Origin of the sequence: Corynebacterium sp. ACRPS, assembly GCF_022346005.1 — a bacterium.
Lineage (GTDB): Bacteria > Actinomycetota > Actinomycetes > Mycobacteriales > Mycobacteriaceae > Corynebacterium.
The window spans coordinates 1-26,174 of the sequence record NZ_JAKRMY010000022.1 but is presented as its reverse complement, the minus strand read 5'-3'; the positions used below and the strand labels follow the sequence as shown (position 1 = coordinate 26,174).

Below are 26,174 nucleotides of genomic sequence, written 5' to 3'. Positions count from 1 at the left end.
CGAGCCCACGACCTGCTCGTTGCTAACGCTATCGATCTCGCGGCCGAGCAAACCGCCCCTGGTATCGCGTCCGCCACGCCACTACCGGGCTTCGAGGAGCTCACCCAGGGTAAGTTCTTCCGCCGCTTCTAATCTGGCGTCTGTCTCTTGCAGGCCTCTGGTTCCAGCAAGAGATGAATTTTAGCTAGAGCCCTTGTGTTTTGCACCACAGCTGCTATTGTTGAGGTCTATGAAGATTTCCGCCTAGTACGACGTCCCTTGCACACTCGTTCTTTAAAGGTGGATTCTTCATGCCGATTTCTTTTTCCCAGCTCAGCCTGTCGTGGCCAGACGGCACGCCCTGCTTTTCCCAACTTTCCGGAACAATCCCTGACTCGGTTACTGGAATGATTGGCGATAATGGATCCGGAAAATCAACCCTTGCTAAGGTCCTGTCCCACCAGATCGCACCATCCTCGGGCACATTCACGGCACCAGAGGTCACGTATCTAGACCAAGATCTTGGCTTGCGTGACTCCTTAACCATCGCCGAAGTATTCGGCGCGGCGGAAAAGATTGCCGCGCTCCACGCACTAGAAGCGGGAAATTACTCCGAGGAACTGCTGAAAACCATTGGTAACGACTGGGATATCGAAGACAGGATTCATGCCTGCCTCCATAACGCAGGCGTTCCCTACCCGCTAGATCGCACCATCGGTACGCTGTCTGGAGGCGAAGCGGTCACCATCGCATTAAACGCCGCCTTTTTTGATCACCCAGACTTTGTCATCCTCGATGAGCCGACCAATAACTTGGACGCAGCAGGAAAATCCAAGGTCATCAACCTTATTTCCAGCGCTTCTACGCCCATTCTTGTCATCTCCCATGACCTAGACCTGCTCTCCCATGTCGAGCACATTGCAGAACTCTACGCGGGAAGTTTGCGGTTATTTTCCGGAAATTATCACGCCTACCGGGAGGCCATAGAAACCGAACAGCGCGCCGCCGAAGCAGAAACTCGCGAGGCCAAAGCCGAACACCGCAAGCAAGTGCGCGAGCGCGAGGCGATGCAGGTGCGCATTTCCCGGGACAATCGCCGCGGCAAAGCCTTCTCGCACAACCGCCGAAAGCCCGGGATGGCGATGGGAAACGATAAGAACCGCGCCCAAAATACCGCGGCTAAGCGGTCGGCTCAGGCATCGGGTTCGGTGCAGGAAGCATTTGCTGCCTATCAAGCTGCGCAACATACGATCCGCCCAGACGAGCACGTTCACCTTGACCTCCCAGGCACGCAGTTGCCCAATGGCACCCGCGTGCTCACCAGTAACATCGTGGATATAACCGGCCCTGAGCATGTTCGTCTTATGGGTCCAAACGGCAGCGGGAAAACCACGTTCCTTAATGAGGTTGCGCGGGGCGGCGTTGAGTACAGCGTGGACTGTGGATATTTGCGGCAGAAAATCACCTTGCCGGAAGATCGCACAATCTTAGAGATGGTCACAGAGGCCAACCCCACTGCTCCCCCACAACTCATCCGCGATCAATTGGCGCAGCTGTTATTTCGCGATGACCAGGTGCACCGCCGCACCGGCCTGCTATCCGGTGGCGAACGTTTCCGCGCGGAATTTGCCAGGGTGCTTTTGGCCGATCCCAGCCCGCAATTCCTCTTGCTTGATGAGCCCACCAATAATTTGGACATCACCACCATAAAGTGGCTCGTGCAGATCCTCGAGTCCTACAAAGGTGCATACTTGCTGGTCAGCCACAATGAGGGCTTCTGCAAAGAGCTCAGCCTCACGTCGCAGGTGCATATCTAGGCCCCAGTCTCCGCTTTGTATTACCTCCACTAATACAGACTGTGCTACTATTAGTTGCACAAAACTTATTGGAAGGAGGTAGCTCATGCTTATCACGCTCAACCCTGACGCGGATGCGCCGGTCTTCCAGCAGATCCACGATGAAATCGTGCTGGCCATCGCCCGCGGGCAGCTTTTCGACGGCGACAAGCTCGATCCCGTGCGCCAGGTCGCCGCGGATATTGGCATTAACCCGGCCACCGTAAAACACGCCTACGACTTGCTCGTTGCTGATGGCCTCGTCGAAACCGCGGGTCGCTCCGGATCGATCGTCCGTCCCGGCGCGCACACCGCGGCGCAAGAACAGCAGGTTCGGCAACGCCTGTGCCGCGTGGCGACCCTCGCCCGCGCCCAGGGCTTTTCCACTGAGGAGCTCCACGGCTATCTCGATTCCATACTGAAGGAGCTCGCATGATTCTTACCGTCCTCATGGCCGCGACCACGCTGGTCATAACGTGGATAATGACCACGATCCCAGCACTTGCGGCGCCAGGCGCCCCGCTCGGCGTTCGCGTTCCCCAAAGCCATCTTTCGGATCCCGTTGTGGTCGACGCTATTTCTGGTTTTAAGACTCGGACGTGGGTTGTGGGCATCGCAGCGGCGGTTATCTCGCTGTTCTACGTCAACCACTCGTGGGTGGCGGCTCTGTCTTCCCTGCTGGTCATTATCGGCAGCACGTGGGCTTACCTCTCCCAGCGCCGCTATATCATCGCGGCCAAGAAGGACGGCGGCTGGTTCGACGGGGTAGAAACCGCGGTCAGCGCCCAGGTAGCGGAGCGGGACGCCGACGCCACACAAGATATTGATGTACCAACGCCGTCTTTTCCCTGGCTGACCATGTTGGGTTCCTTGCTGGTCATCATCGCCGGTGCTCTCATCGTCGCCGCCCATTGGTCCGACATCCCCGATCCCGTGCCAGTGCACTGGGATGATTCTTTGGAGCCGGATAGCTGGAGCGACAAGTCCATCGGCAGCGTCTTTTTCATCACGTTTATCGCGCTGGGAATGTGGTTGCTTTTCGCCGGCATCTGCTGGCTTATCCAACGCACCGCGGTTCGCCCGCGCTCGGAGCGCTCCATCAAGGCGCGGCTACGCAATCAGGCAAACCTTACAGCCTCCAACGAAGCGATGGGCGTCCTGCTGCTTCTCATGTCCCTCGGGCTGTCGTTTATACAGATAACCGGCCCGGTACCGAGCTATCAGGACCTGGCTGGCTTCTCCTTTATCACCATGGTGGTGATGACCATTAGCGGCACCATAGCCATCGTGGCAATGATACTTCGCGCCCAATCGCAGCTCGAGGATCAGCTGCGCGGGGTGAAACTTCCGGATGGAGACAAAGAGTCCCCCGATAATGACGAACATTATAAATGGGGGATCCTGTATTACAACCCCGATGACCCAGCGGTGCTGGTGGACAAGCGCCTAGGCGTCGGAGTGTCCTTCAACTACGCCACATGGCAGGCGAAGGCCTTCCTCGCCGTCATAGCGGTCATCGTCATCGGGTCGATTGCTCTTCCATTAATCCTGATTTAGCCAATGCGGTCCAGGATGATCTGGCGCTCCTTATCCAGCGGGGCGTCGGTAATCTTAAAGCCCTGCTGCAAGGTCTCAAGGGAGCGCTCGAAGCGCTCTGGGGTTTCCGTGTGCAGGGTGAAAAGCTTCTGGCCCTTGGATACCTTTTCGCCCTTGACCGCGTGCAATTCGATGCCCGCGGTTGCCTGTACCGGGTCTTCCTTCCGCGCACGGCCAGCGCCCAGGCGCCAGGAGCTCACGCCGACGGACAGGGCATCAAGCTCGGTAAGGTAACCATCGGATTCAGCGATGACATCGTGGGTATGTGTAGCCACGGGAAGCTTGGCGTCTGGGTCTCCGCCCTGCGCCTTAATCATTTGCTTCCACTTATCCATGGCGCGGCCATCCTTGAGCGCCTTTTCCACGTCGGCATCGTGCACGCCGGCCGCTTCCAGCATCTCGCACGCAAGGGCCAGGGTCAGCTCGACGACATCGCTTGGCCCGCCGCCTGCCAGGACCTCGACGGATTCCTCGACCTCGAGGGCGTTGCCCACCTTTCGGCCCAACGGGGTGGACATATCCGTCAGCAGTGCCGTGGTAGCCGTGCCGGCGTCATTACCCAAGTCCACCATGGTCTGCGCCAGCTCGCGGGCCAAGGTCTCATCCTTCATAAAGGCGCCGGAGCCCACCTTGACGTCGAGAACCAGCGACGAGGTACCTTCAGCGATTTTCTTCGACATGATGGACGAAGCGATAAGCGGAATCGCCTCAACGGTGGAGGTGATATCGCGCAGGGCATAGATCTTCTTATCCGCGGGCGCCAGTCCAGAGCCTGCCGCGCAGATGATGCAGCCCGGGTCCTCCAGGATTTCCATCAATCGTTCATTGGAAATATCCGCCTGCCAGCCAGGGATGGCCTCCAGCTTGTCCAGGGTGCCACCAGTGTGGCCCAGACCGCGGCCGGAAAGCTGCGGAACCGCGACGCCAAAAGCGGCAACGAGAGACGCGAGAGGCAGCGTAATCTTATCGCCAACACCACCGGTGGAGTGCTTGTCCGCAGTCTTCTTGGACAAGGACTCAAAGCTCATTGTCTCACCGGAGGCGATCATCGCCTTGGTCCACTGCGAGATTTCCTCGCGGTTCATGCCGTTGAGGAAGATCGCCATATTGAGCGCGGCCATCTGCTCATCTCCCACGACCCCGCGCGTATAGGCATCGATGACCCAGTCGATTTCCTCCGGGCTAAACACCCCCTTGTCGCGCTTGGTACGAATAACATCTACCGCATCGAATTTCTCGGCCATGACGACTCCTCCTGTACTGATTTGGAAACCGAAACATACAAGCACATAATGTGATTTACTGCACTATATACAGTGGTTGTGCACTCCACCACGTCCAATTACTATTCCCTATAGAACAGATGTCAACGAGTATTTTTCTTTTTGTTCTATTGGAGAATTAACGCAGTCTCTCTTCACCCCCCGTACAAAGAAAGCCCATACCGCAATGAACACCACCCCGGATTCGCCTCCCACCGATGCCGAATTGCTCAACCTCGCAGAAGAAGCAGCCCACCACGCCTGGGCGCCCTATTCCTCTTTCCCCGTCGGTGCGGCTTTGCTGCTTGCCGATGGCCGCATTGTCACCGGCTCCAACGTCGAAAACGCCTCCAGCCCGTTAGGCATTTGCGCCGAACGCAACGCCGCCGCACACATGGTCACCACCGCAGACGTGACGGCCACCGATGGCCACTTGCCCAGCATTCCGCAGATTAAAGCGGTTGCTATCGTCGGTTTGAAGTCCGCACCTTGCTACCCTTGCGGTGCCTGCCGCCAGGTCCTGCGGGAGTTTAACTGCGAGCGCGTCATCGTCTCCGTCGATGGAAAGCCCCGGAGCCATGACTTTGCTGAGATCCTCCCCCTCTCCTTTGGCCCAGAGTCACTCTAATTAAAAAGTCCCTTCAAAGAACGGTCAGAAAATATGGAACGCTTACAAGGATTGCTCGGCATCATCGCCATTCTTGCAGTAATTTACGTCCTGTCGAGCTCGCGTAAAAATATCAAGTGGCGCACCATTGGCGTGGGCCTTGTCCTGCAGGTGGTCTTCTGTTTCTTGGTCCTCGCGTGGGAACCTGGATTCAAAGCCCTCAAGGGCATCGCCAATGGGCTAACTAAGCTCACGGAATTTACCAACGAAGGCACCCAATTCGTCTTCGGCGGCCTCTTCGGTGATGACTTCGTTTTCGCCCTCAATGTGCTGCCCGTGATCATTTTCTTGGGCGCCATCATCGCCGCCCTGTACTACCTCCGGGTTATCCAGTACTTCGTGGAATACGTCGGATCCGCCATCAAGTGGCTCATGGGCACCTCCAAGGTGGAATCGGTCTGGGCCACCACCGTGATCTTCCTCGGCCAATCCGAGGCACCGCTGGTAATTAAGCCCTACCTGCCCAAGCTCACCCGATCCGAGCTTTATACCTGCATGGTCGGCGGCTTTGCCTCCGTGGCCGGTTCCACGTTGATCGGCTACTCGCTCTTGGGTGCGCCCCTGGAGTACTTGCTCGCCGCATCGCTCATGAATGCGCCGGGCTCCCTGCTCGTCGCCAAGGGCCTCATGCCAGAGACCGAAGAGACGAACCTCGACGCTACCGTTAAAGACGTTCGCGATACCGAATCCAAAAACATCATCGATGCCATCAGTAGCGGTGCCATGGCCGGCGGTAAGATCGCCATCTCGGTTGCCTGCTTGCTCATCGCCTTCATCGCCTCGATCGTGATGCTCTCTGCCATCCTCGGCGGCATTGGTTCCCTCTTCGGCCAGGATAACTGGTCGCTCGAAGGCCTCTTCGGCATCATCTTCGCCCCAGTGGCCTGGCTTATCGGTACGCCTTGGAACGAGGCCCTCGAGGTGGGTAACTTCATCGGCCAAAAGATCATCCTTAACGAGTTCGTTGGCTACACCGCCTTTGGTGAAAGCGTCGATGAGCTCAGCGATAAGGCCATCTTGATCTCCTCCTTCGCCCTCGCTGGCTTCGCCAACCTGTCGTCCATCGGCATCCAGATTGGCTCCATCGGTGGCCTCATCCCTGAGCGCCGCGGTGAAGTAGCAAAACTTGGCCCGCGCGCACTCTTCGGTGGCTTCCTTACCAATATGCTCAATGCCGCCATCGTCGGCGTCATCGTTGCACCAATGGTTCTCTAACCCGCCCGGCCAGATTCGATAACTAATCACGCCAAAATTTCCCAAAAGCAACCGCGTTTCCACAAAAATCAGGGCCGAAAATGGCCAAACGCGGTTGCTTTTAGACGTTTCCGCGAACTAGGTATGCAGCGACACAATTAATTGGTTGCGTCCTCTAGCTTTATACACCTTGAACCGTACGGAGTTTGTGTCAGCTCACGGCGCAGACGAGCATTCTCAGCGCGAAGATCGGGCTAGCTTAGCCCATCGGAGGATCCTCGGCGTTCGCGCTCATTTTGCCCCACCGGCCTAAAAGAACCTCGGCAGTGGGAGTGTCTAATGGTTTGTGTGTGGCAATCTATCCCGAATCAAATACTGGGCTCGACGAGAAAGAGAAACCTGTGATCCGATTCGCCATGAGAGATTACGGCACCCTAAAACCTCTAGACAGGCTCTTGTGACTTACATGCCAGGCACAAGGAGCCAAGCCCATCAATAGAACAGGAACGCACAATCATACCCAAGGTTTTAATCCAAGATTACTTCCTGAAACAATTGAATCGCATCAAAGCTACCGCCCCCTAGGGCCAGCCACCTGTCTGCTAACCTGGCAACGATGTTGACAATAGATGCAGACTACGGACATTCCGCCGCCTTGGGGCACCTCAATCGCAGCTTTAATGCCGGTCGCGTATACGGCCTAAAAGGCCCGAATGGTGCGGGTAAATCTACGCTGCTGCAGACGTTGAGCGGCGAGATTGCCCCACTAAATGGCACCGTTTTCATCGACGGTGCCGCGCCCGGTAGCGCTGCGGCGGCCGGTTCCGTCATCTCCGTCGGGGACCCAGTCTTCCTCCCCGATCTCACCGTGGGTGAGCACTTTAGCTTGCTATCCCGCCGCTCCGGCGTAAACTTTGCCAAGGTCCATGAGCTCTGGGCCATCGACGACGCCATCCGGAACTCCGCTGTCAGCAGCCTTTCTTCTGGCCAGCGCCAGCGGGTCTACCTCGCAGCCCAGCTTTATCAGCCGGCCAAAGCCTTGCTTATCGACGAACCCGAGCGCCACCTCGACCACACCTGGACCGCCTTCTTGGCCGAGGAGCTACGCCACCTGGCAGCCAATGGCCGCTGTGTGGTGCTCGCTTCCCATTCTCCGGCCATCTTCGCTGCCTGCGACGAAGTAGTGAAGATTTCATGAAACTTCTTCCACAGCTTCCTCAGCCATCTATTACGCCTTCATCGCGGCACTTATCGCGAGCGTCAGCGTCTACGCCTGGCACAATGCTGCAGCGCTTCTGCCCTCGCTAGCACAGCGCACGGCCGCTGCTCTGCCCGCAACCGCGACCATTGGTGCCGGGCTCGGCTCGCTCGCCCTCATCATCCTCCTCGAGGCGCTCTATCCGCTGCGCAGCCTTTCGCTCGGGCGTTGGGTCTATGCGGATAGGCCGCGGGGGCGCATGGGAGGCGTCGATAAGCTGTCTATTGCCCAGCTCGCCGGCGTGAGCCTCCTAGGTCTTGCCCTGTGTGCATCGCTGCATCTTCCACTCTATGCGGCGATAACCCTCCCCCTGCTGCGGTTTGCCATCGGCTGGCGATCCTTCGAACTCGCCTCGCTCCTCCGCGCGGGCCGTACCCGTGCCATCGGCTCGTCCTCCTTTGGGCTACTGGATTCTGAGGTTTCTGCCGATGCTATCGCCTCCCAATCCGCTCGCCTGCGCCCGCGCTCACATGCCACGGCTTCGCTCAGTCTCCTCTTTGCTCGGCGCCTGTTTCGCCGGTGGTACATCCCCCTCGGTGCGGTCGCCGTCATGGGACTGACCCTAGCGCTAGCACCTCAGCTCGGCGGCCTTGCTCTTATTGGATTTGCTGCCGCTTGGACCATTGTCGGCGCCGCTACTGGCCGCGCCGCCTCCTTCGGCCGCATCGTCGATGGTGCGTGGCCCGACTGGGGACTGCCACTGGCTGCCACCGCAGGTGCTGCCGTTGTCGGCACCGCCTTCATCGCCACCGTGTGGAAGCTGTCCCTGTTCACGCTCGCAGCATGTTGTTTGGGGCTTAGTTACACCGCTTTTAAGCGCTCCCCTCCCGCACGCGTTACCACCATGAATATCATCGATACCGGCGGCTTCGGCGCCTCCTTCTCTCCCGAGGTCTTCGGTTACTTCATGCGCGGGAGCTACGGTATTGCTGCCATCGCTGGGGCCCTTTTTCTCTAGTCTCCCTGCCCCGCAACCCAGGTACGTCACTGCATTAAGTCGCAGGTACCTGGGATTCTTTTTGCCCTCTTTTCTGTACCACATAAAATAATACAGCTTGTGTTACAGCAAGTAATACAGAAAAAGATTGGAGGTGACAGATGTTCATTACCCTTCACCCCGAATCTGACGTCCCCGTTTTTCAACAGATTCACGATGAAATCGTTTTGGCTATCGCTCGCGGACAGCTTTCCGATGGCGACAAGCTAGATCCCGTCCGCCGCGTTGCCAAGGATATAGGCATTAACCCTGCCACCGTGAAGAAGGCATACGACCTCTTGGTTTCCGAGGACCTTGTAAAACCGCCGGACGCTCCGGCTCCATCGTCAGGCCTGGTGCTCGCACCACCGCGCAAGAAAAACAACTGGAAGAGCAATTAAGCCGCATAGTCGCACTCGCCCGCGCCCAAGGCTTTAGCCCAGATGAGCTCCACGCTCGACTCAGCTCCACCCTTAATGACCTGGAAGTATCACCATGATTTTCACACTCATAATGGCCGCCACCACCCTGGTTATCACCTGGATCATGGCCACAGCCCCCTCCCTGGCCTCACCTGGCACACCGCTCGGAGTGCGCGTGCCCAAGGCTTATCTTTCTGATCCTGCGGTTACCTCCGCCCTCGCCGGATTCAAGATACGCACGTGGAGCTGCGGCATCGTGGCAACGGCCATGTCCCTCTTTGCCTGGAAACTGCCGTTATTAGCCGCACTACCTTCCCTCGTGGTGGCGCTCGGTGGCATGTGGGCTTATGCGTCCCAACGCCGCCGTATCATCGCGGCTAAAAAGGCGGGCGGCTGGTTCGACGAGGTTGAAACCAGCATCGCTGCCCGTGTTTCCACCACAGCCATTGATGCGCCCGAATTTCGCGGCATCCCTACCCCGACCTTTCCGTGGGTAACCATGCTCTCTTCCCTGCTGTGCATCGCGGCCGGTGCCATCATCGTCGCTTCCCACTGGTCCGCCATTCCGGACCCCGTTCCCGTGCACTGGAATGAATCCATGGAGGCCGACAATTGGAGCGACAAATCAATTGGGAGCGTATTTTTCTCCTCATTCGTCGCTTTAGCATTGCTGGGCCTATTTGCCATTATCTGCTCTTTTATCGCGCATAGTGAGGTGTCCCCACGCTCTGAGCGCAGCATTAAAGCGCGGCTGCGTAACGAAGCAAACCTCGCCCTGACGAACACCGGCATGGGAGTCCTCACCCTGCTCATCAGCGCCGGGATGGCGCTGATGCAGGTAACCGGCCCTATCCCGCATTATCAACGCTTCAACGGCGCCGCGATCACCACAATGCTGATTCTCACCATTGGTGGCAGCATCGGTCTAGTTGTATTTCTTCTCTACAAGCAATCCCGGTTATCCGAACAATTGCGCGGTATTCACTTCGCTGATGAAGACAAAGAATCACCGGACAATGACCACCTCTATAAATGGGGAGTAATATATTACAACCCGGATGATCCGGCGGTACTGGTAGATAAGCGCTTCGGTACGGGAATGTCATTTAATTATGCCCGGTGGCAGGCCAAAGTCTTTTTCGGCCTCGTGGTACTCATCTTGGTCGGCTCGTTAGCATTGCCCGTCATCCTTGGTTAAGGCGAGCCTCCGCCATCCTCGCGAATCAACGATTTCGTCCATCTAGAGCAAGGATTTCGTCGACGGTTGCGGTCATTTGGATGGACGAAATCGTTGATTTTTAGCACAGCTAGACACCAAAGCGCCCCGCTGCCTCGAGATAAATCGAGGGAAGCGGGGCGCTTGAGTGTGCAGACTAGTTGATTACGGCAATGAGGTCGCCGCCTTCCACCTTGGTGGCCTGGCCAATGGCCACGCGTTCGACCACGCCATCCTTGGTGGCGGAAATGGAAGCTTCCATCTTCATGGCCTCGATGACCGCGATTTGGTCGCCGGCCTTGACCTCGTCGCCTGGCTCTGCCGTGGGGTTGACCACACCGGCGAACGGGGCCGCTACGTGGCCGTCATTGGACGGGTCCGCCTTCTCCACCGTGGCCACGGTGGATTCGGCGTTTTCATCGCGCACCTTCATCGGGCGGATTTGGCCGTTGACGTTGAGCACAACATTGCGCATGCCCTTCTCATCCGGCTCACCCACGGCATCGAGGCGCACCACGATCTGCTTAAGGTTGGAGCGATCGGTGGAATCTTCTGGGAAGAAGTGCACTACCTTTTCTTCGCCTTCGGTCAGGCCGTAGAAGAAGGTCGTATCCGTCAGCGCCTCGGTATTGCCATACTTGCGGCGGAACTCGTTGAATTCCTCGAACTGCTTGGGGAAGAGCAGGCGGTTCAGGCTGGCGCGGCGCTCATCCGAGTTATCCGACTCCAGGTGCGGCTGCTCCTCTGCCGGGACATCGTTAATCTGCGCACCGGTTTCGGCGCGGCCATCGAGGACCTTATCGCGCAGCTCCGGCCAGCCACCCGGCGGGGTACCCAGCTGGCCGCGGAGGAATTGATCCACGGAATCCGGGATATCGTACTTCGTCGGGTTCGCCGCAAAGTCTTCCGGAGAAACGCCGGTGCCCACGAGATGGAGCGCCAAATCACCCACCACCTTGGAGGACGGGGTGACCTTGGTGGGGCGGCCTAGCATCTCGTTGACGGCGGCGTAGTTATCCTCGATGACCTCGAAGCGATCCGCCAGGCCCAATGCGACGGCCTGCGCGCGCAGGTTCGACAGCTGACCACCCGGAATCTCGTGCTTGTACACACGGCCGGTCGGGCCAGGAATGCCGTTCTCGAACGGGGCGTATAGCTGACGCACGGCCTCCCAATACGGCTCCAAATCCGAGACCGCTTGCAGGTCGATTCCTGTATCGCGCTTGGAGTTGGAGAATGCAGCGATGAGCGCGGAAAGCGAAGGCTGCGACGTGGTGCCGGCCAGCGGTGCCGAGGCGCCATCGACGATATCGGCGCCGGCGCGCACCGCCGCGAAGTAGGTAGCGATCTGGCCACCGGCGGTATCGTGCGTGTGGACGTGGACCGGCAGGTCGAATTCCTTGCGCAGCGCGGTCACCAGCGTGTGTGCGGCCTCTGGGCGCAGCAGGCCGGCCATGTCCTTAACGGCCAGGATGTGCGCGCCGGATTCTACAATCTGCTCGGCGAGCTTCAAGTAGTAATCCAAGGTGTAGAGGTCTTCCTTCGGCGAAGAAAGGTCACCGGAATACGCCATGGCTACCTCGGCCACGGTGGTATTCGTCTCGAGCACGGCATCGATGGCAGGGCGCATCTGGGAGACATCGTTAAGCGCATCGAAAATGCGGAAGACATCCACACCGGACTTGGCCGCTTCCTGCACGAAGGCGCGGCAGACCGAATCCGGGTACGGGGTATAACCCACGGTATTGCGCCCGCGCAGGAGCATCTGGATGTTCTGATTCGGCATGGCCTCGCGCAGTAGGTCCAAGCGCACCCAGGGATCCTCGTGGAGGAAGCGCATGGCCACGTCATAGGTAGCACCGCCCCACGCCTCCACAGAGAAGAGGTCCGGGGTCAAGCGCGCCACGGCCTCTGCCGCTGAGACCAAGGCGGTGCTGCGCACGCGGGTAGCAAGCAGGGACTGGTGGGCATCGCGGAACGTCGTGTCCGTAACCATCAATGGTTCTTGGGCACGAATCTTTTCCGCGTACTTCTGTGGCCCTAGCTCCAGGAGATCATCGCGGGAACCGCGCGGGAGCGGCTCTTCCGTGTTGAACTCCGGCAGCTTATCAAACGGGCGCAGCGCGGTGGGCCTATCACCATTGGGCTTATTCACGGTGACATCCGCGATGTAGTCCAGGATACGACCGGACTCATCTACCGCCGGTGGCGCCTTGAGCAGATCCGGGTGCTCGGTAATGAATCCAGTATCGACGCGGGTATTGACGAAGTCAGATTCATTGAGCAACGCGCGCAGGAAGCCGATATTGGTGGCCACGCCGGAGACGTGGAACTCGTTCAGCGCGCGGCGAGCACGGTGCACAGCCTGCTCGAAGGTGGTGCCGCGGCAGGTCATCTTCACCAACAGGGAGTCGAAGTTGGGCGATACCTCAGCACCCACGGAGGTAGCGCCGTCCAAGCGTACACCAGCGCCGCCCGGCGAGCGATATGCGGTCAACGTACCCGTATCTGGGCGGAAGCCGTTATTCGGGTCTTCGGTAGTAATGCGGCACTGCAGGGCGGAGCCGGTAATGGTGATATTTTCTTGCGACAGGTTGATGTCTTCCAAGGAAGCACCGGCGGCGATATTCATCTGCGCCTTGACGATGTCCACACCGGTAACCTCCTCGGTCACGGTGTGCTCCACCTGCACGCGTGGGTTCATCTCAATAAAGACGTGGTTGCCGCGCTCGTCCACGAGGAATTCCACCGTGCCGGCGCCCTCATAGTTAATGTGCTCGCAGAAGTTCACGGCATCCTGGCAGATGCGATCGCGCAGCTCCGGATCCAGCGACGGCGCGGGAGCGATCTCTACGACCTTCTGGTGGCGGCGCTGCACGGAGCAATCGCGTTCAAAGAGGTGAATGACATTGCCCTGGGCATCCGCGAGCACCTGCACCTCAATGTGTTGCGGATTAATCACCGCGGTCTCGAGGTACACGCTGCCATCACCAAAGGCCGCCTCGGCCTCGCGCGAGGCTTCTGCTGCCCGTTCGCGCAGCTCAGATTCCGATTCCACGTAGCGCATACCGCGCCCTCCACCGCCAGAGACGGCCTTGACAAAGACTGGGAAGCTGAAGTCACCGGCGTCTGCCACCAGCTTATCGATGTCCGTAGTCGGCTCCGAGTCCTGCAGCGTCGGCAGCCCTGCTTCCTTCGCGGCGTTAACCGCAGCGGATTTATCACCGGTGAGATCCAGCGTGCTCGGGGTGGGGCCAATGAACTTAATGCCATTATCCTCGCAGGCACGGGCCAAATCGGCGCGCTCGGACAAGAAGCCGTAACCCGGATAGATTGCGTCCGCCTCAGACTTCTTGGCAGCGCGGATGATTTCCTCGATATCGAGGTATGCCTTGACGGGCTGTCCCTCGTCACCAATGCGCACTGCCTCATCCGCAAAGGCGCGGTGGAAGGAGTTGCGATCTTCACGAGGATAGACGGCGACGGTCTTCGCCCCCGTTTCAAAGGCAGCGCGGAAGGCACGCACGGCGATTTCACCGCGGTTGGCTACCAAAATCTTGTCGAACGATGGAAGGGCGGAATTGGCCACTTGGGTGTTCCTTTCAACTTGGAAGACACTGCGTTGCAATGTCCCCACTGGGGTGATCCGTCTCTCAGTTTAGAGATAAAAATAGTTTTTATCATCCCTTTTTTGAACGGAATTTTCTACACTCACCTGCAACTTAAACCCCGCGAAAGCAATTTCTGCCAGTCAACCAGTAATAACAGGCCTAACAATTTTGCAAAGTCTGCAAATTTCATCTGGCAAATTTTTCGCAGCCGGTACCGCAGCCGCAGCTGGATCCGCAGCCGCAGTCGGGGCCGGAGCTGCAGCCGCTACATGCGCATCCTCCTATGCAATACCTGAGGCGAAAATGCAACATCTGAGGGCGCGGGTCGCTCAGTTATACCGTAGAAGGATGCACATATAGCGTAGGAGGATGCGCAAATGCTCCCCACGCAGGCATGGGGAGCATGGACGGCTCACTACCCGGTTACACGGACCGCCCGAACCGCGCGGGAAGCCGAGTGTTTAGAAGGACTTCGGTGGAACGGAGCGCTGGTCTTCGCCGACGTATGCGGACAGCGGGCGAATCAGCGAGTTGTTCTCATTTTGTTCCACGATGTGCGCGGTCCAGCCGGTAATGCGGGCCATGACGAAGATCGGGGTGAAGAACTGAATGTCGAACCCGAGGATGTGGTAGGCAGGGCCGGCCGGGAAGTCCAGGTTTGGCTTGATCTTGATCGAGGTGTTTTCCTCCATGGTCTTGGCCATGATGTCGTACATCTCGATCCACTTGGTCTGGTCGTGCTGCTCCGCCAACTCCTTGAAGGCGGCTTCCATGGTGGGAACGCGGGAGTCGCCGTTCTTGTACACGCGGTGACCAAAGCCCATGACCAGTTCCTTATTAGCCAGCTTGTTCTTGGTCCACTCCTCTGCCTTGGCAGGATCGTCTACCTCGAGGAAGTTCTTCATGACGGCCTCGTTGGCACCGCCGTGCAGTGGTCCCTTGAGAGCGCCAATGGCGGCGACGATGGCGGAGTAGGTATCAGACATCGTGGAGGTAACCACGCGTGCCGAGAAGGTTGAGGCATTGAAGGAGTGCTCGGCATAAAGGATGAGGGACTTATCAAAGGCCTCGATATCGGCGCGGTTTACCGCTGGGGAGCCTTCTTCATCGCCGAAGACCATCCACAGGAAGTTTTCGGCAAAGCCCTTCTTGCGGGACGGCTCGATGTAGCCCTCACCGCGGCGGCGACGGATATCGAGCGCGATGATGGTGGGGATCTTCGCCATGAGCTCGAGCGCGGTACGGCGCACGTGCTCGGAGTCCTTGGTGTATTCCTCCGCATCCTGGGCACCGATGAAGGAAATCGCCGTGCGCAGAACGTCCATTGGGTGGCAGCTTTGCGGCATGGACATGATCAGGTCAATGAGGTGGCGGTCCAGGTGACGCAATGCCTTCTCACGCGCGGAGAAGCGGATGAGGGATTCTTGCCCCGGCAGCTTGCCATTCCACAAGAGGTACGCAACCTCTTCGAAGGAGCAGTAGCGGGCCAGTTCTTGGACCGGGTAGCCGCGGTAGGTCAAGGAGTTGGTCTCAGGAACGACCTTGGAAATGGCGGTTTCATCAACAACGACGCCATAAAGCCCCTTGCGGATTTCTGGGGTTTCGTTTTTCTTATCGGACATGGCCACTGGCTCCTTAGCCTTCAAAAGTGGGTTGATAGTTGTCTTTGGAATAGGTGAATACGGACTGGTCGAACTCGTTGTATTCCTGGTAGCGGACCAGTTCGTACAGGCGGGAGCGGTGCTGCATGCGCTCTAACCACTCAGTCTGGATACCGGTTTCCTGCAAGTCGCGCAGGAATTCTTCGGTAGCGCCCATGGCCACGCGGAAGCTGGAGACCGGCCAGATCACGGCGTTGTATCCCAGTCCGTCGAGGGTCTTTGCTGATTGCAGCTCGGTTTTGCCGAACTCCGTCATATTCGCCAACAGCGGCGTATCCACGGCGGCGCGGAACTTTTCAAAGTCCGCAGGGGAATACAGCGCCTCGGTGAAAATCAGATCCGCACCGGCTTCGGCATAGGCCTTAGCGCGATCGATGGCGTCATCGATGCCATTGACACCGGCGGCATCAGTGCGCGCGCAGATGATGAAATTAGGATCGCGGCGCTCATTGACGGCCGCGCTGATGCGGCGGACCATGACTTCCTTGTCCACCACTTCCTTGCCATCGAGGTGCCCGCAACGCTTCGGGTTAACCTGGTCCTCCAGGTGGCAGCCGGCCAGGCCGGCATCCTCGAGGGCGGCGACGGTGCGGGCGGCGGACATGGGTTCGCCGAAGCCGGTATCGGCATCGACAAGCACGGGCAAGTCGGTAGCGCGCGCGATCTGCCCGGCGCGCTGGGCCACCTCGGTCAAGGTGGTAAGCCCGATATCGGGCAGGCCTAAATCGTTAGCCAGCACCGCGCCGGATACGTAGACGCCGTCGAAACCGCCAATGTCCTGGATAAGACGGGCGGTCAGCGGATTAAACGCGCCCGGCAGCGTGGTAATCGATCCGGATTCGATGGATTTGCGGAAGTTCGCACGCTTTTCAGCGTTGGTGATTGTAGAACCAAATAGTCCAGCCATTAGAAGATTCCCTCCGGTTTCTCGGGCGCGGTGGCGAGGTGCTCATCGCTGACCCGCACGTTGAGTTCGGTTAGATCGGTGAGGTTTTCTAGGTCTTGCACGGCGGTGAGGAAGCGCTCTTGCTCGGCCTCGTCGACGACGCCATCGGCAAGCTTTTTGAACTTGGCAATGTACTGCTCGCGGGCGAAGGGGCGGGCGCCCAGCGGGTGGGCGTCTGCCACGGCGCGCTCGTCCTCGATGACGGTGCCGTCCTTGAAGGTGATAACTGCCTTGCCACCGAAGGCCTTTTCCTCCAGGTCGTTGGAGTGATAGCGGCGCGTCCACTCGGGATCCTCGACGGTGGAGATCTTCTGCCACAGCTCGATGGTCTCCGGGCGGTTGGAGCGCTCAGGGGAATAGGAGGTTTCGTGGTCCCACACGCCATCTTCTAGCGCGACCGCGAAGATGTACATCACAGAGTGGTCCAGGGTTTCGCGAGAGGCGGAAGGATCCATCTTTTGCGGGTCGTTCGCGCCGGTGCCGATGACGTAGTGGGTGTGGTGGGAGGTGTGCAGCACGATGGACTCGATATCCGCCGTCTTGAGGCCCTTGTCCTCTAGCGTCTTTTTCAGCGCAAAGGCCATATCGATGGGCGCCTGCGCCTGGTATTCCGCGGAGTGTTCCTTAGTGTAGGTATCCAGGATGGCGGTCTTGGCCTCCCCGTTTTCCGGCAGGGGCACGGTGTAGGTGCGCTCTGGCGAATGCAGCATCCAGGCGATGAACCCGTCCTCGCCCTCCCAGATCGGCGCCGGGGCACCCTCGCCGCGCATGGTGCGGTCGACGGCCTCGATGGCCATCTTGCCGGCGAAGGCTGGCGCGTAGGCCTTCCACGAAGAAATCAGGCCCTTGCGGGACTGGCGGGTTGCCGTGGTGGTGTGCAGCGCCTGGCCGACGGCCTGGTAAATCGTGTCCCTATCCAGGCCCAACATGGTGCCAAGCCCCGCGGCTACCGATGGCCCCAAGTGCGCCACGTGGTCGATCTTGTGCTCGTGCAGGCACATGCCTTTGACCAGGTTGACCTGGATTTCATAGCCGGTTGCAATGCCGCGGATAAGGTCGCGACCGCTCAGACCCTTGTGCTGCGCTGCAGCAAGGAGCGGTGGAATATTATCGCCGGGGTGTGAATACTCGGCAGCGAGGAAGGTATCGTGGTAGTCCAACTCGCGGACCGCAGTGCCATTGGCCAGTGCTGCCCACTCCGCGGAATACGTGCCATCGATGCCGAAGATGGTGGATCCGCCCTTGTCCACGGGATGGGCTTCTGCCATCACCCGCGCGGAGGTGACGGGGCCACGGGCAACGGAGGCCATAGCTACGGAGGCGTTATCGATGATGCGGTTGATGATCATCTCGGTGGTTTCTTCCGGGACCTCTACGGGGTCCGCGGCCACCTCGGCCACCTTGTACGCCAAGTGCTCCTCGTAGGGGAAGTCCTCGGCGGATTTATGAGTGCGTACCTCATGGTTTTTCACTGGTTGCGTCCTCCTTCATCAAGAATGCGTTGCACATCACAGTAAATGCTTGCATGTGGTGCACGCTATAGGTAATGTTTGTGGAAATTAGCGGACTTCTTTTGTGAAATCTGCAAAACTTGTGATTTTCACAGCGCATGGGCCTTAAAGGAAGGAGGGGGACGCATGACCAAGCACTACGCGGGGGCACGGATTCACGCTTTGCGCAAGCAGCGCGGGCTCACCCAGGTGGCGATGGCGAAGAAACTCGGGCTATCCACGAGCTACCTCAACCAATTGGAAAACGACCAGCGCCCACTCACCGTGACCGTGTTAATGCAGCTAGCCCAGCGCTTCACCGTGGATCCCAGCTACTTCGCCGAAGACCGCGATATCCATACGATTACCGAACTCCGCCACATCTTCCCCGATGCCTCTGAAGAAACACTCTCGGATCTCGCCTCCCGCTTTCCCGAGTTGATGCCGCGGTTTGTCGACGTTGCCTCCCGCGCGCCCGCCGCGGACCCCTCCCCCTTTGAAGTGGTGCGTGATTTCTTTTATGACGCACATAATTACATCCACGAGCTCGATGTGCTCGCAGAGGAACTAGCCGGGCAATTGGGCGATCGCGTTCTGCGCCGCGGCCGGCTCGCCTCCCGGATGCATGAGGATCTGGGGGTTACGGTGCGCTTTTCCAGGCCCGGCCCTCGGCGGAGCTTCGACCCAGACACGCGCGAGCTCTCGCTGCGCGATGGGTTATCTGAGGCACAATTGGTCTTTGAGATGGCCCTGCAATACTGCCTGCTGGCCTACGGCGATATCTGCGACAACCTCGTATCTGAACTGCCCGAAGGTGAATCCCAAGACTTAGCCACCCTGGGCCTTGCGCAGTACTTCGCGGCGGCGGTGACCATGCCCTACCAGCGCTTTCTCAGCATGGCAGAAGATACCCGCTACGATATCGACCTGCTATGCAACTACTTTGGAACCGGGTTTGAAACAACGGCGCAGCGCCTCGCCACGCTCCAGCGCCCAGGGCTAAAGGGCGTGCCGTTTTCCTTCATCCGCACCGACCGCGCGGGCAATATTTCCAAGCGGCAGTCCTCCACTGCCTTTCACTTCGCGCGCTCTGGTGGATCCTGCCCCCTGTGGGTAGTCCACCGCGCCTTTGAAACCCCGAACCGCATTACCCGGCAGGTCGCCGCCATGCCAGACGGCCATGCTTACCTGTGGATCGGGCGTTTCGTGCAGGGAACGGCCAAGTCGTGGGGTACGCCGCGCAAGGAATTCGCTGTAGGCCTAGGCTGCGATATCACCCAGGCGGATCGCATCGTATATGCCGATGCCCTGAACCTAGACATCTCCGCCGCCACCCCGATTGGCCCAGGCTGTACGGCCTGCCCCCGCGAATTCTGTCCGCAGCGCGCCCTGCCGGAGGCAGATAGGCCGATCAAAATCGAGCTCAACCGCACTGCAGAGCAGGCCTACTCCACGTTCTAGGAACGAGGTTTATTCCAGGTCATCGTGGGCCACCAAGCGGCGGGCGGCCTCGGTAATGGTGCCGGAAAGCGATGGGTAGACCGCGAAAGAATCGGCCAGCTGGTTCACCGTGAGCTGGTTGGTCACCGCCATCGCAATCGGCAGGATGAGCTCGGAGGCGGTCGGCGCGACGATGACGCCACCGATCACGCGGCCGGAGGTAGCACGGCAGAATAGCTTGACAAAACCGTGCTGCAGCGAACGCATCTTTGCACGCGGGTTGGTATTGAGCGGCATGGTAATGGCGCGGGCGGCGACCTCACCGGCCTCGATCTCGGCCTGGGTAAAGCCGACCGCGGCGATCTCCGGGCGGGTAAAGACCGCGTTAGCCACGGTCTTCAGGCGCAGCGGCGAGACGCCTTCACCGAGCGCGTGGTACATCGCCACGCGGCCCTGCATCGCGGCCACGGAGGCAAGCGGGAAGAGATCGGAGCAGTCACCGGCTGCGTAAATGCCGGCAATATTGGTGCGCGAGACGCGGTCTACCTGGATGTGGCCAGACTTCGCGGTTTCCACGCCCACGTTTTCCAGCTTCAGGTCCTTGGTATTCGGGACGGAACCAATGGACATGATGACGTGCGAGCCATGGATCTCACGGCCGTCCTGCGTGGTGACCAGCACGTTGCCGTCCTCAGTGCGGTTAACGGTTTCCACGCGGCAGTTCTTTTCCAGCTCCACGCCGCGCTCGCTCAGCACGGTTTCGAGGACGTCGGCGGCATCGGCATCATCATGCGGCAAGATGCGATCGCGCGAGGCCACCATCGTGACCTTGACGCCCAGCTCGGCGAAGGCCGAGACGAACTCGGCACCGGTGACACCGGAACCCACCACAATGAGGTGCTCTGGCAGCTCGGTGAGGTTATATACCTGCTGCCAGGTCAGGATGCGCTCGCCATCCGGCTGGGCGCCGGGCAAAATGCGTGGGGTGGCGCCGGTAGCAACCAAGACGAGATCCGCATCCAGCGTCTCCTCGTGGCCATCCTCGTTGAAGACCGCGGTGACCTTGTGCCCGCCGAAGGCATCGGCCTGCTGATCCTCCGGGAAGTGCGCGCGGCCATCGATAACGCGGGCACCCAGGGAATCCATGGTATTGCGGATATCACCGGATTGCTTAGCCGCTAGGTCCTGCACGCGCTGGTTCAGCGCGCTGATGGAAAGCTGTGCCTTGCCGATGCCCTCGTTCAGCTCCATGTCATCCGCGCGGCGCAAGTCCGTTTTAATATTGGCGCCGGCGATGAAGGACTTGGAGGGAACACAGTCCAAGACCACGCTATTGCCGCCCATGCCTTGGTCTTCGATGATGGTGATTTCCGCGCCGTACTTGGCGCCAGCCAGCGCTGCCTCGTAGCCCGCTGGGCCACCGCCGATGATGACAATTCGCTTGGTCTGGTTCAACACGCAATTGCTCCTTTATAGGCTCCACTTTTAAAGTCGCCTACGAGTCTAACCCGTAGGTAACCCCAGCGCGTTAGTCCGCCTGCGCATTCTCCCCCATAAATTGCTCGACGACGGCCCCAAAAAGCTTAATGCCCACACCAATTGCCCGCTCATCCACGATGAGGTCGCCCATGTGCAGATCGTGCTGCTCCCCCTCCCCGGACCAGCAACCAAGGCGCGCCATGGAACCGGGTACCTTTTCCAAGTACCAGGAAAAGTCCTCCCCGCCGGAAGACTGCGGGGCCTGAACCACGGCCTGCGGGTCGATGGACTGTGCGGCAGAAGCGAGCATGGCGGTAGCGACGTCATCGTTAAGCACCGGCGGGACACCTCGGTTATAGGACAATTCGTGCTCTACCCCTACCGGTGCAAGGATCTGATCCACTAACTCCGCGAAGAGTTCCTGCATCTGGCGCCAGATGGTGATATCGGCGGTGCGCATCGTGCCGGTCAGCATGCCGGTTTCCGGGATTGCGTTAGGGGCGTAGCCGGAATTGACCTGGCCAAAGACCAAAACCGTGCCGGTGCGCGGGTCGACGCGGCGCGACAGCAGCGCCGGCAGCTCCGTAATAACCTTGCCCAGCGCATAGACCACGTCCGCGGATAGGTGCGGGCGCGAGGTATGCCCGCCCGGGCCCTTAATCTTGAGCTCCACTACGTCCGTTGCGGAGGTAATGGCCCCGGCGCGGATTCCGATGCGCCCCACGCGCAACTTCGGCTCGGCGTGGATGGCAAAGATGGAATGCACGCCTTCTAACGCGCCCCAAGAAATAACGTCGGTGGCCCCGCCGACCCACACCTCCTCTGCCGGTTGGAAGATGACGCGAATGCCCAGCTCCAGCTCATTAACCCGCTGAAAATCCGCCAGCGCGCACGCCAAGCCGAGCGCCACGGTAGTGTGCACATCGTGGCCGCACGCGTGCATGGTCCCGGGCTTCTCGGAGGTAAACTCCAGCCCTGTTACCTCCGTGATGGGCAGGGCATCGATATCGGCGCGGAAGGCCAAGCGGCCAAGCTCCGTGTCCGGGCCGATGTCTACCATGAGGCCGGTGTGCGGGAAGCGCTGCGGCTCAAGCCCGTAATCCGCAAGGATATTCGCGATGTAATTGGTGGTTTCCACCTCTTGGTTCGCCGTTTCCGGATTGCGGTGGATATGGCGCCGCCACGCGATGACCTCCGCACGGTGAGCATCGAACCACTCGTTAATAAACTCCGAGATCACGCGCACGCCTCCCTGTTGCTGGACTATCTCTTGGAGGCAGTCTACAACTAGACCATGCGGTTCAGTAAGTCAGGGTGGTTAGCCCCGCGCATTACTAAAGCGCCGCTGGTTGATGTAGTCCTGTGGAAAGGGCGCCACGTCTTCTACCCCGAGCACGGCGGAGTCTGCCAAGTGGCCCTCCACCACGTCCCCACCGGCCGGCAAGAGGACCGCCGGCGGGATTTCTAAAGCCAGCGCCAGCTTGTACACCGTGGATAATTGCGGGTCCGCCATGGTGTGTAGGCCATTTTCATTGCGTTCCAGGTTAGAAATCTGGCTGCGCGATACCCCCGAAATATCCGCAAGCACTTGCTGGGATACCCCGCGCCGCTCGCGCACGCGGCGCAGTTGTTGCGAAAATCCGTAGCCGTAGCTCGACCACATTAGTTGAATAAAACTCACGATCTTTTCCCCCTTTTGAAAGCCACCTTCGGGCTTTCAGGGAGAAATACTAGCTTAAAGATCGATATTGCGCGGGCCGTATAGGCGATCGCCGGCATCGCCAAGCCCCGGCACGATATAGGCATCCGCATTGAGTTCAGGGTCAATGGCGGCGGTGACGAGGCGAACGGGAAGGCCCGATTTCTCCAGCGCATCCACGCCGTTTTGGGCCGAGACCATGCAGATGGCAGTGATATCGGTAGCGCCGCGGGCGGCCAAGAGGCGCAGGGCGTGCAGCAGGGATCCGCCGGTGGCCAGCATGGGATCAACGACGAAGACGGTGCGCCCGGTGAGGTCTTGCGGCAGCGCCTCCAAGTACGGCACGGGCTCGTGGGTTTCTTCATCGCGCGCCATGCCGATGAACCCGACCTGGGCATCCGGAATCATCGACAGGGCAGGATCCACCATGCCGAGGCCTGCGCGAATGATGGGCACGATGATGGGTGGATCCTGCAGGCGGGTGCCTTGCGCTGTGGCAACCGGGGTTTCGCAAGCGAAGTTTTCTACCGCCAAATCGCGGGAGGCTTCATATACGAGCATGGTTCCCAGGTCCTTGAGCGCGGCGCGAAAAGCGGAGTTATCACTGCGCGCATCGCGCATCAGGGTCAGGCAGGAAGCGGCAAGCGGGTGGTCTACGACGTGGATATCCATGCCCACTACTTTAAACTTTTTGGGAACCACTTGGGCCATTGGCCAGTCCAATAGGGCATGAGACCATTTCAGATAGATACCGCCCACGCCCGCCATTTAGCCCGTGACCTGCACGCGAACGCGCAGGGAGACAATCCACCCCACCCGGCATTGCCCGAAGATTCGGCCTTTACCAGGTTCAATGAAGCGGTCCATGCCGCCTTAGACAATATTGGGGCGCGGATGACCATGCTGCGCCACGATATGGGGCACATCGCGCAGTCTTCCTTCCAGATGTCGCGCGAGGCGGAAGACTCCGATGCGGCGTTGCGCGACTCCCTCGGGGCGGCGATCTAAGTGCTTGCTACCGCCATTAAAAACATCGCCGCGCTGCAGCCTTCGCCGCTTCCCGATGTCCAACTTCCCCGCGTCCCAGATCTCTCCGCCGCGCAACCGCTGGCGGATATCGCGCACGGCGATGCCTCGCAGCTTATCGCCGCCGCGAACCTCCTCACCGGCGATAACGAGACCGTCTCCGCAGTACTTGGCCAGGCCCGAGGCCTCGTTACGGCGGCTGCCGGCGATATCTTTGGCATCGGCACGCAGCTTATCCAGGCCGCGGCGCCCATCGCGATGGGATTAATCTCCCTCGATCCCGCCTCCCGCGCCGCAGCGCTTGCGTCCCTTCGCACCGTAATAGACGAGCACATTGGCTTGGCGATGGCCCGAGTCAACCGCCTGAAAGACGAGCTCACCACCACCGCGGCGGCCCTGTTGCCCATCTCCCAGCGGCCGGTGGAATCCGCCGTCGGCCAGCCCCAGCAGGCCACGGCCGCCGCGGCGACGCATAGCGCCGTGGCTCCTCCGGCGGAGCTCGGTGCTGCACCCGCGCCGCACCCATCAGCGGGCGCAGAAGCCGGCTCGGAGGCAGGCCGCGCGGCCGTGGCCGCGGCTAAGAGCCAAGTGGGCCAGCCCTATACCTGGGGCGGAACCGGCAACGGTGGCTTTGACTGCTCGGGGCTTACTCAATGGGCCTATTCCCAGGCAGGGGTGGATATTCCGCGCACGGCGGACCAGCAGGCCATCGGCAAGCAGGTCAGCGCCGATCAGCTCCAGCCCGGCGATCTGGTGGTCTGGGATGGCCATGTGGCGATGTATTCCGGCAATGGCGAGATTGTGGAGGCCGGGGACCCCGTGCAGACCAACCCGCTGCGCACGAATAATATGGGCATGCAATTTAAGGGTTTTTGGCGGCCGACTGCCTGACAAGGCCCCGGCAATTCCGCGCGGCAGCTGGGGCGTTGGGTAGACTAAAAGCTCATGAGTACCCGTGCGATTGTGCCTATTAAGCTCTCCTTGACTGAGGGCGATTTTTATACCCTCTGGGCGCCCAAGTGGCGCGAAAATGGCTCCGAGTGGCAGGCCTTTTTGGGCGACGATGACTCCGTTTTGGTCTTTGATTCCCCCGCTGAGCTGCTGTGCTACCTCGAGTCCGATGCCAAGCATGACCTGCTGGATCACCCGCAGTGGGAGCATTTTTCCGCCCGCCCGGCGCACCGCGTCACCCCGGCCAAGCGCGATGAATACGATCTCATCGGCATGCCAGAAGCCCTCGCCGGCCGCCCCAGCCACGCCAATGTCTCCACCGTGGCGCGCGACCTCGAGGTGGCATCCGCGCTTGCCGATGTCGCCGCTGCCGAACAGACCACCATCTTCTTCGCCACCCACTCCATCCTGCGCAACGTCTCCCGCGGCGCCGACCACTACTCCGGCGAGCAGGGAATGAACGAATGGACCGGCGTCGGGCGGGTCATCTTGACCAACTGGAAGAAGGTCATCGCGGATCTGGATAAGCACGTCCGCGTGGTTCCGAGCGATGAATTCGACGCCGCCGCTATCTCCGATGCCGAAACCCGCATCTCCGAGGCAGCGAGTGCCGCCGACGCTGCCGCCAAGGAAGCCGAAGAAAAGCGCAAGGCCGCAGCAGACGCCGCCGATCCTTATGACGAGTCCCCCTGGGCCGCCGCCGGAATCGACCCGATTAAAATCACCGCGCAGTCCAAGTCCGTCTACACGCTGCGCACCTACCTGGACGGCAAGCCCATCTTCTTGGGCAAGTGGGGCGAAATCTTTACCTTCGATTCCTCCAAGACCCTGGTGCGGTGGCTCATCGATAATGATGACCATGACTTAGCGCGCGTGTCCACCTGGCAGGACGTCGTCACCGCAGCCAACGCCGGCGAGCTAGAGGTGCAGGTCCACCCGGATAACCAATATTCCTTCAATGGCATCGTGCGCGATATTGAAAAGGGGCCCGAAGCGGTCGACTCCGACCAGCTAGCCCGCTGCTACGAGGTCTGCGCCGATGCCGCGGACTGGGCCGGGGACGATTCCATCAACTCCTATATGCTGGCCAATCCGCGCTTGCAGGACTACCTCGGCTACATGCTCGGTTCCACCGAACACGCCGGCTACGTCCCGTCGAAGCCCTATAACGAGCACGCCGAGTCCTGGAAGGGCCTCGAGAACATGCTAATTAAGCGTTTTTCCCGCTTTTAGGCTTTTACTCTGCCCTGCGGACTACCGGCTCTAGCGACCTCAGCTGCCGGTATCGGCCACTAACCGCCAACCGCCCCAGTCCAACCACTCCTCATAGTGGAGCGTGGACTGGGTGACGCGCGACGCTATTTAGTACCGGTAGGGCGGTATCGAGTACCGACCGGTGCGGATATCGGGTACCGGGGGTAGTTTTTAGGCACTCTTTAGTGGACGGCCCACGCAGTGTGTACGCG

21 protein-coding genes and 1 pseudogene are annotated in these 26,174 nt (G+C 59.7%); 13 read left to right on the top strand and 9 right to left on the bottom strand.

The window, feature by feature from the left end:
* Window positions 1-290: 290 nt before the first annotated feature.
* The 3 genes from MHX65_RS10690 to MHX65_RS10680 all read left to right on the top strand — a co-directional run bounded on the left by MHX65_RS10690 (window position 291) and on the right by MHX65_RS10680 (window position 3,371).
* Window positions 291-1,796 (top strand): ATP-binding cassette domain-containing protein, encoded by a 1,506-nt coding sequence (locus tag MHX65_RS10690; RefSeq protein WP_239270054.1) that lies wholly within the window; start codon window positions 291-293, stop codon window positions 1,794-1,796.
* A gap of 85 nt (window positions 1,797-1,881) precedes the next feature.
* A complete protein-coding gene (locus MHX65_RS10685; protein ID WP_239270053.1) occupies window positions 1,882-2,250 on the top strand; it encodes a GntR family transcriptional regulator in 369 nt (122 codons plus the stop codon).
* Window positions 2,247-3,371, top strand: a complete 1,125-nt coding sequence (locus tag MHX65_RS10680; RefSeq protein WP_239270052.1) for a DUF1648 domain-containing protein — start codon at window positions 2,247-2,249, stop codon at window positions 3,369-3,371. The genes MHX65_RS10685 and MHX65_RS10680 overlap by 4 nt, the downstream gene beginning before the upstream one ends.
* On the opposite strand, the gene MHX65_RS10675 is transcribed toward MHX65_RS10680, so the two are convergent.
* Window positions 3,368-4,654, bottom strand: a complete 1,287-nt coding sequence (locus tag MHX65_RS10675) for a thymidine phosphorylase (protein ID WP_239270051.1) — start codon at window positions 4,652-4,654, stop codon at window positions 3,368-3,370. The two genes, MHX65_RS10680 and MHX65_RS10675, sit on opposite strands and share 4 nt — an antisense overlap.
* A 205-nt stretch (window positions 4,655-4,859) precedes the next feature.
* On the opposite strand from MHX65_RS10675, the gene MHX65_RS10670 reads away from it, so the two are divergent.
* From MHX65_RS10670 to MHX65_RS10645, 6 genes and pseudogenes are all read left to right on the top strand, one after another.
* Window positions 4,860-5,300, top strand: coding sequence for a cytidine deaminase (locus tag MHX65_RS10670; RefSeq protein ID WP_239270050.1), 441 nt, complete (start codon window positions 4,860-4,862; stop codon window positions 5,298-5,300).
* Between the two features lie 33 nt (window positions 5,301-5,333).
* Window positions 5,334-6,554 carry a NupC/NupG family nucleoside CNT transporter gene (locus MHX65_RS10665; protein ID WP_239270049.1) on the top strand — a complete coding sequence of 407 codons (1,221 nt, stop codon included), beginning with the start codon at window positions 5,334-5,336 and terminating at the stop codon, window positions 6,552-6,554.
* A 595-nt stretch (window positions 6,555-7,149) separates the two neighbouring features.
* On the top strand, window positions 7,150-7,731 hold the full coding sequence (locus MHX65_RS10660; protein WP_239270048.1) for an ABC transporter ATP-binding protein: 582 nt from the start codon (window positions 7,150-7,152) through the stop codon (window positions 7,729-7,731).
* Between the two features lie 259 nt (window positions 7,732-7,990).
* Entirely contained in the window at window positions 7,991-8,749 is a 759-nt protein-coding gene (locus tag MHX65_RS10655) for an ABC transporter permease (protein WP_239270047.1), read from the top strand.
* A 140-nt stretch (window positions 8,750-8,889) separates the two neighbouring features.
* Window positions 8,890-9,168, top strand: a complete 279-nt coding sequence (locus tag MHX65_RS10650) for a GntR family transcriptional regulator (RefSeq protein ID WP_005281564.1) — start codon at window positions 8,890-8,892, stop codon at window positions 9,166-9,168.
* A gap of 94 nt (window positions 9,169-9,262) precedes the next feature.
* Window positions 9,263-10,309 (top strand): annotated as a pseudogene (locus MHX65_RS10645) (DUF1648 domain-containing protein); the annotation flags it as partial.
* 253 nt (window positions 10,310-10,562) lie between these two features.
* Here MHX65_RS10645 and MHX65_RS10640 read toward each other — a convergent pair.
* From MHX65_RS10640 to prpD, 4 genes are all read right to left on the bottom strand, one after another.
* On the bottom strand, window positions 10,563-13,994 hold the full coding sequence (locus MHX65_RS10640; RefSeq protein ID WP_239270046.1) for a pyruvate carboxylase: 3,432 nt from the start codon (window positions 13,992-13,994) through the stop codon (window positions 10,563-10,565).
* 483 nt (window positions 13,995-14,477) lie between these two features.
* Entirely contained in the window at window positions 14,478-15,638 is a 1,161-nt protein-coding gene (locus tag MHX65_RS10635; RefSeq protein WP_239270045.1) for a bifunctional 2-methylcitrate synthase/citrate synthase, read from the bottom strand.
* 13 nt (window positions 15,639-15,651) lie between these two features.
* The gene (prpB, locus tag MHX65_RS10630) at window positions 15,652-16,584 is read right to left on the bottom strand and encodes a methylisocitrate lyase (protein WP_239270044.1); all 933 of its coding nucleotides are present in this window, start codon (window positions 16,582-16,584) and stop codon (window positions 15,652-15,654) included.
* The gene (gene prpD, locus MHX65_RS10625) at window positions 16,584-18,095 is read right to left on the bottom strand and encodes a 2-methylcitrate dehydratase PrpD (protein WP_239270043.1); all 1,512 of its coding nucleotides are present in this window, start codon (window positions 18,093-18,095) and stop codon (window positions 16,584-16,586) included. Before prpD ends, prpB begins: the two co-directional genes overlap by 1 nt.
* A 165-nt stretch (window positions 18,096-18,260) precedes the next feature.
* On the opposite strand from prpD, the gene MHX65_RS10620 reads away from it, so the two are divergent.
* The gene (locus MHX65_RS10620; protein WP_239270042.1) at window positions 18,261-19,574 is read left to right on the top strand and encodes a short-chain fatty acyl-CoA regulator family protein; all 1,314 of its coding nucleotides are present in this window, start codon (window positions 18,261-18,263) and stop codon (window positions 19,572-19,574) included.
* A 9-nt stretch (window positions 19,575-19,583) separates the two neighbouring features.
* On the opposite strand, the gene MHX65_RS10615 is transcribed toward MHX65_RS10620, so the two are convergent.
* From MHX65_RS10615 to upp, 4 genes are all read right to left on the bottom strand, one after another.
* The gene (locus MHX65_RS10615) at window positions 19,584-21,011 is read right to left on the bottom strand and encodes an NAD(P)H-quinone dehydrogenase (RefSeq protein WP_005281545.1); all 1,428 of its coding nucleotides are present in this window, start codon (window positions 21,009-21,011) and stop codon (window positions 19,584-19,586) included.
* Window positions 21,012-21,081: 70 nt separating this feature from the next.
* Window positions 21,082-22,272, bottom strand: a complete 1,191-nt coding sequence (locus tag MHX65_RS10610; RefSeq protein WP_005277354.1) for a M20 family metallopeptidase — start codon at window positions 22,270-22,272, stop codon at window positions 21,082-21,084.
* A 78-nt stretch (window positions 22,273-22,350) separates the two neighbouring features.
* Window positions 22,351-22,713, bottom strand: a complete 363-nt coding sequence (locus MHX65_RS10605) for a helix-turn-helix domain-containing protein (protein ID WP_005281543.1) — start codon at window positions 22,711-22,713, stop codon at window positions 22,351-22,353.
* A gap of 54 nt (window positions 22,714-22,767) precedes the next feature.
* A complete protein-coding gene (gene upp / locus MHX65_RS10600; protein WP_239270041.1) occupies window positions 22,768-23,403 on the bottom strand; it encodes a uracil phosphoribosyltransferase in 636 nt (211 codons plus the stop codon).
* 57 nt (window positions 23,404-23,460) lie between these two features.
* Between upp and MHX65_RS10595 the strand changes: the two genes are divergently transcribed.
* From MHX65_RS10595 to MHX65_RS10585, 3 genes are read left to right on the top strand one after another with little or no spacing between them, the layout of a single operon-like run.
* Window positions 23,461-23,739, top strand: coding sequence for a chemotaxis protein (locus MHX65_RS10595; RefSeq protein ID WP_239270040.1), 279 nt, complete (start codon window positions 23,461-23,463; stop codon window positions 23,737-23,739).
* Window positions 23,740-24,648, top strand: coding sequence for a C40 family peptidase (locus MHX65_RS10590; RefSeq protein ID WP_239270039.1), 909 nt, complete (start codon window positions 23,740-23,742; stop codon window positions 24,646-24,648).
* Between the two features lie 54 nt (window positions 24,649-24,702).
* Entirely contained in the window at window positions 24,703-25,941 is a 1,239-nt protein-coding gene (locus MHX65_RS10585; RefSeq protein WP_239270038.1) for a hypothetical protein, read from the top strand.
* The last annotated feature ends 233 nt before the right edge of the window (window positions 25,942-26,174 follow it).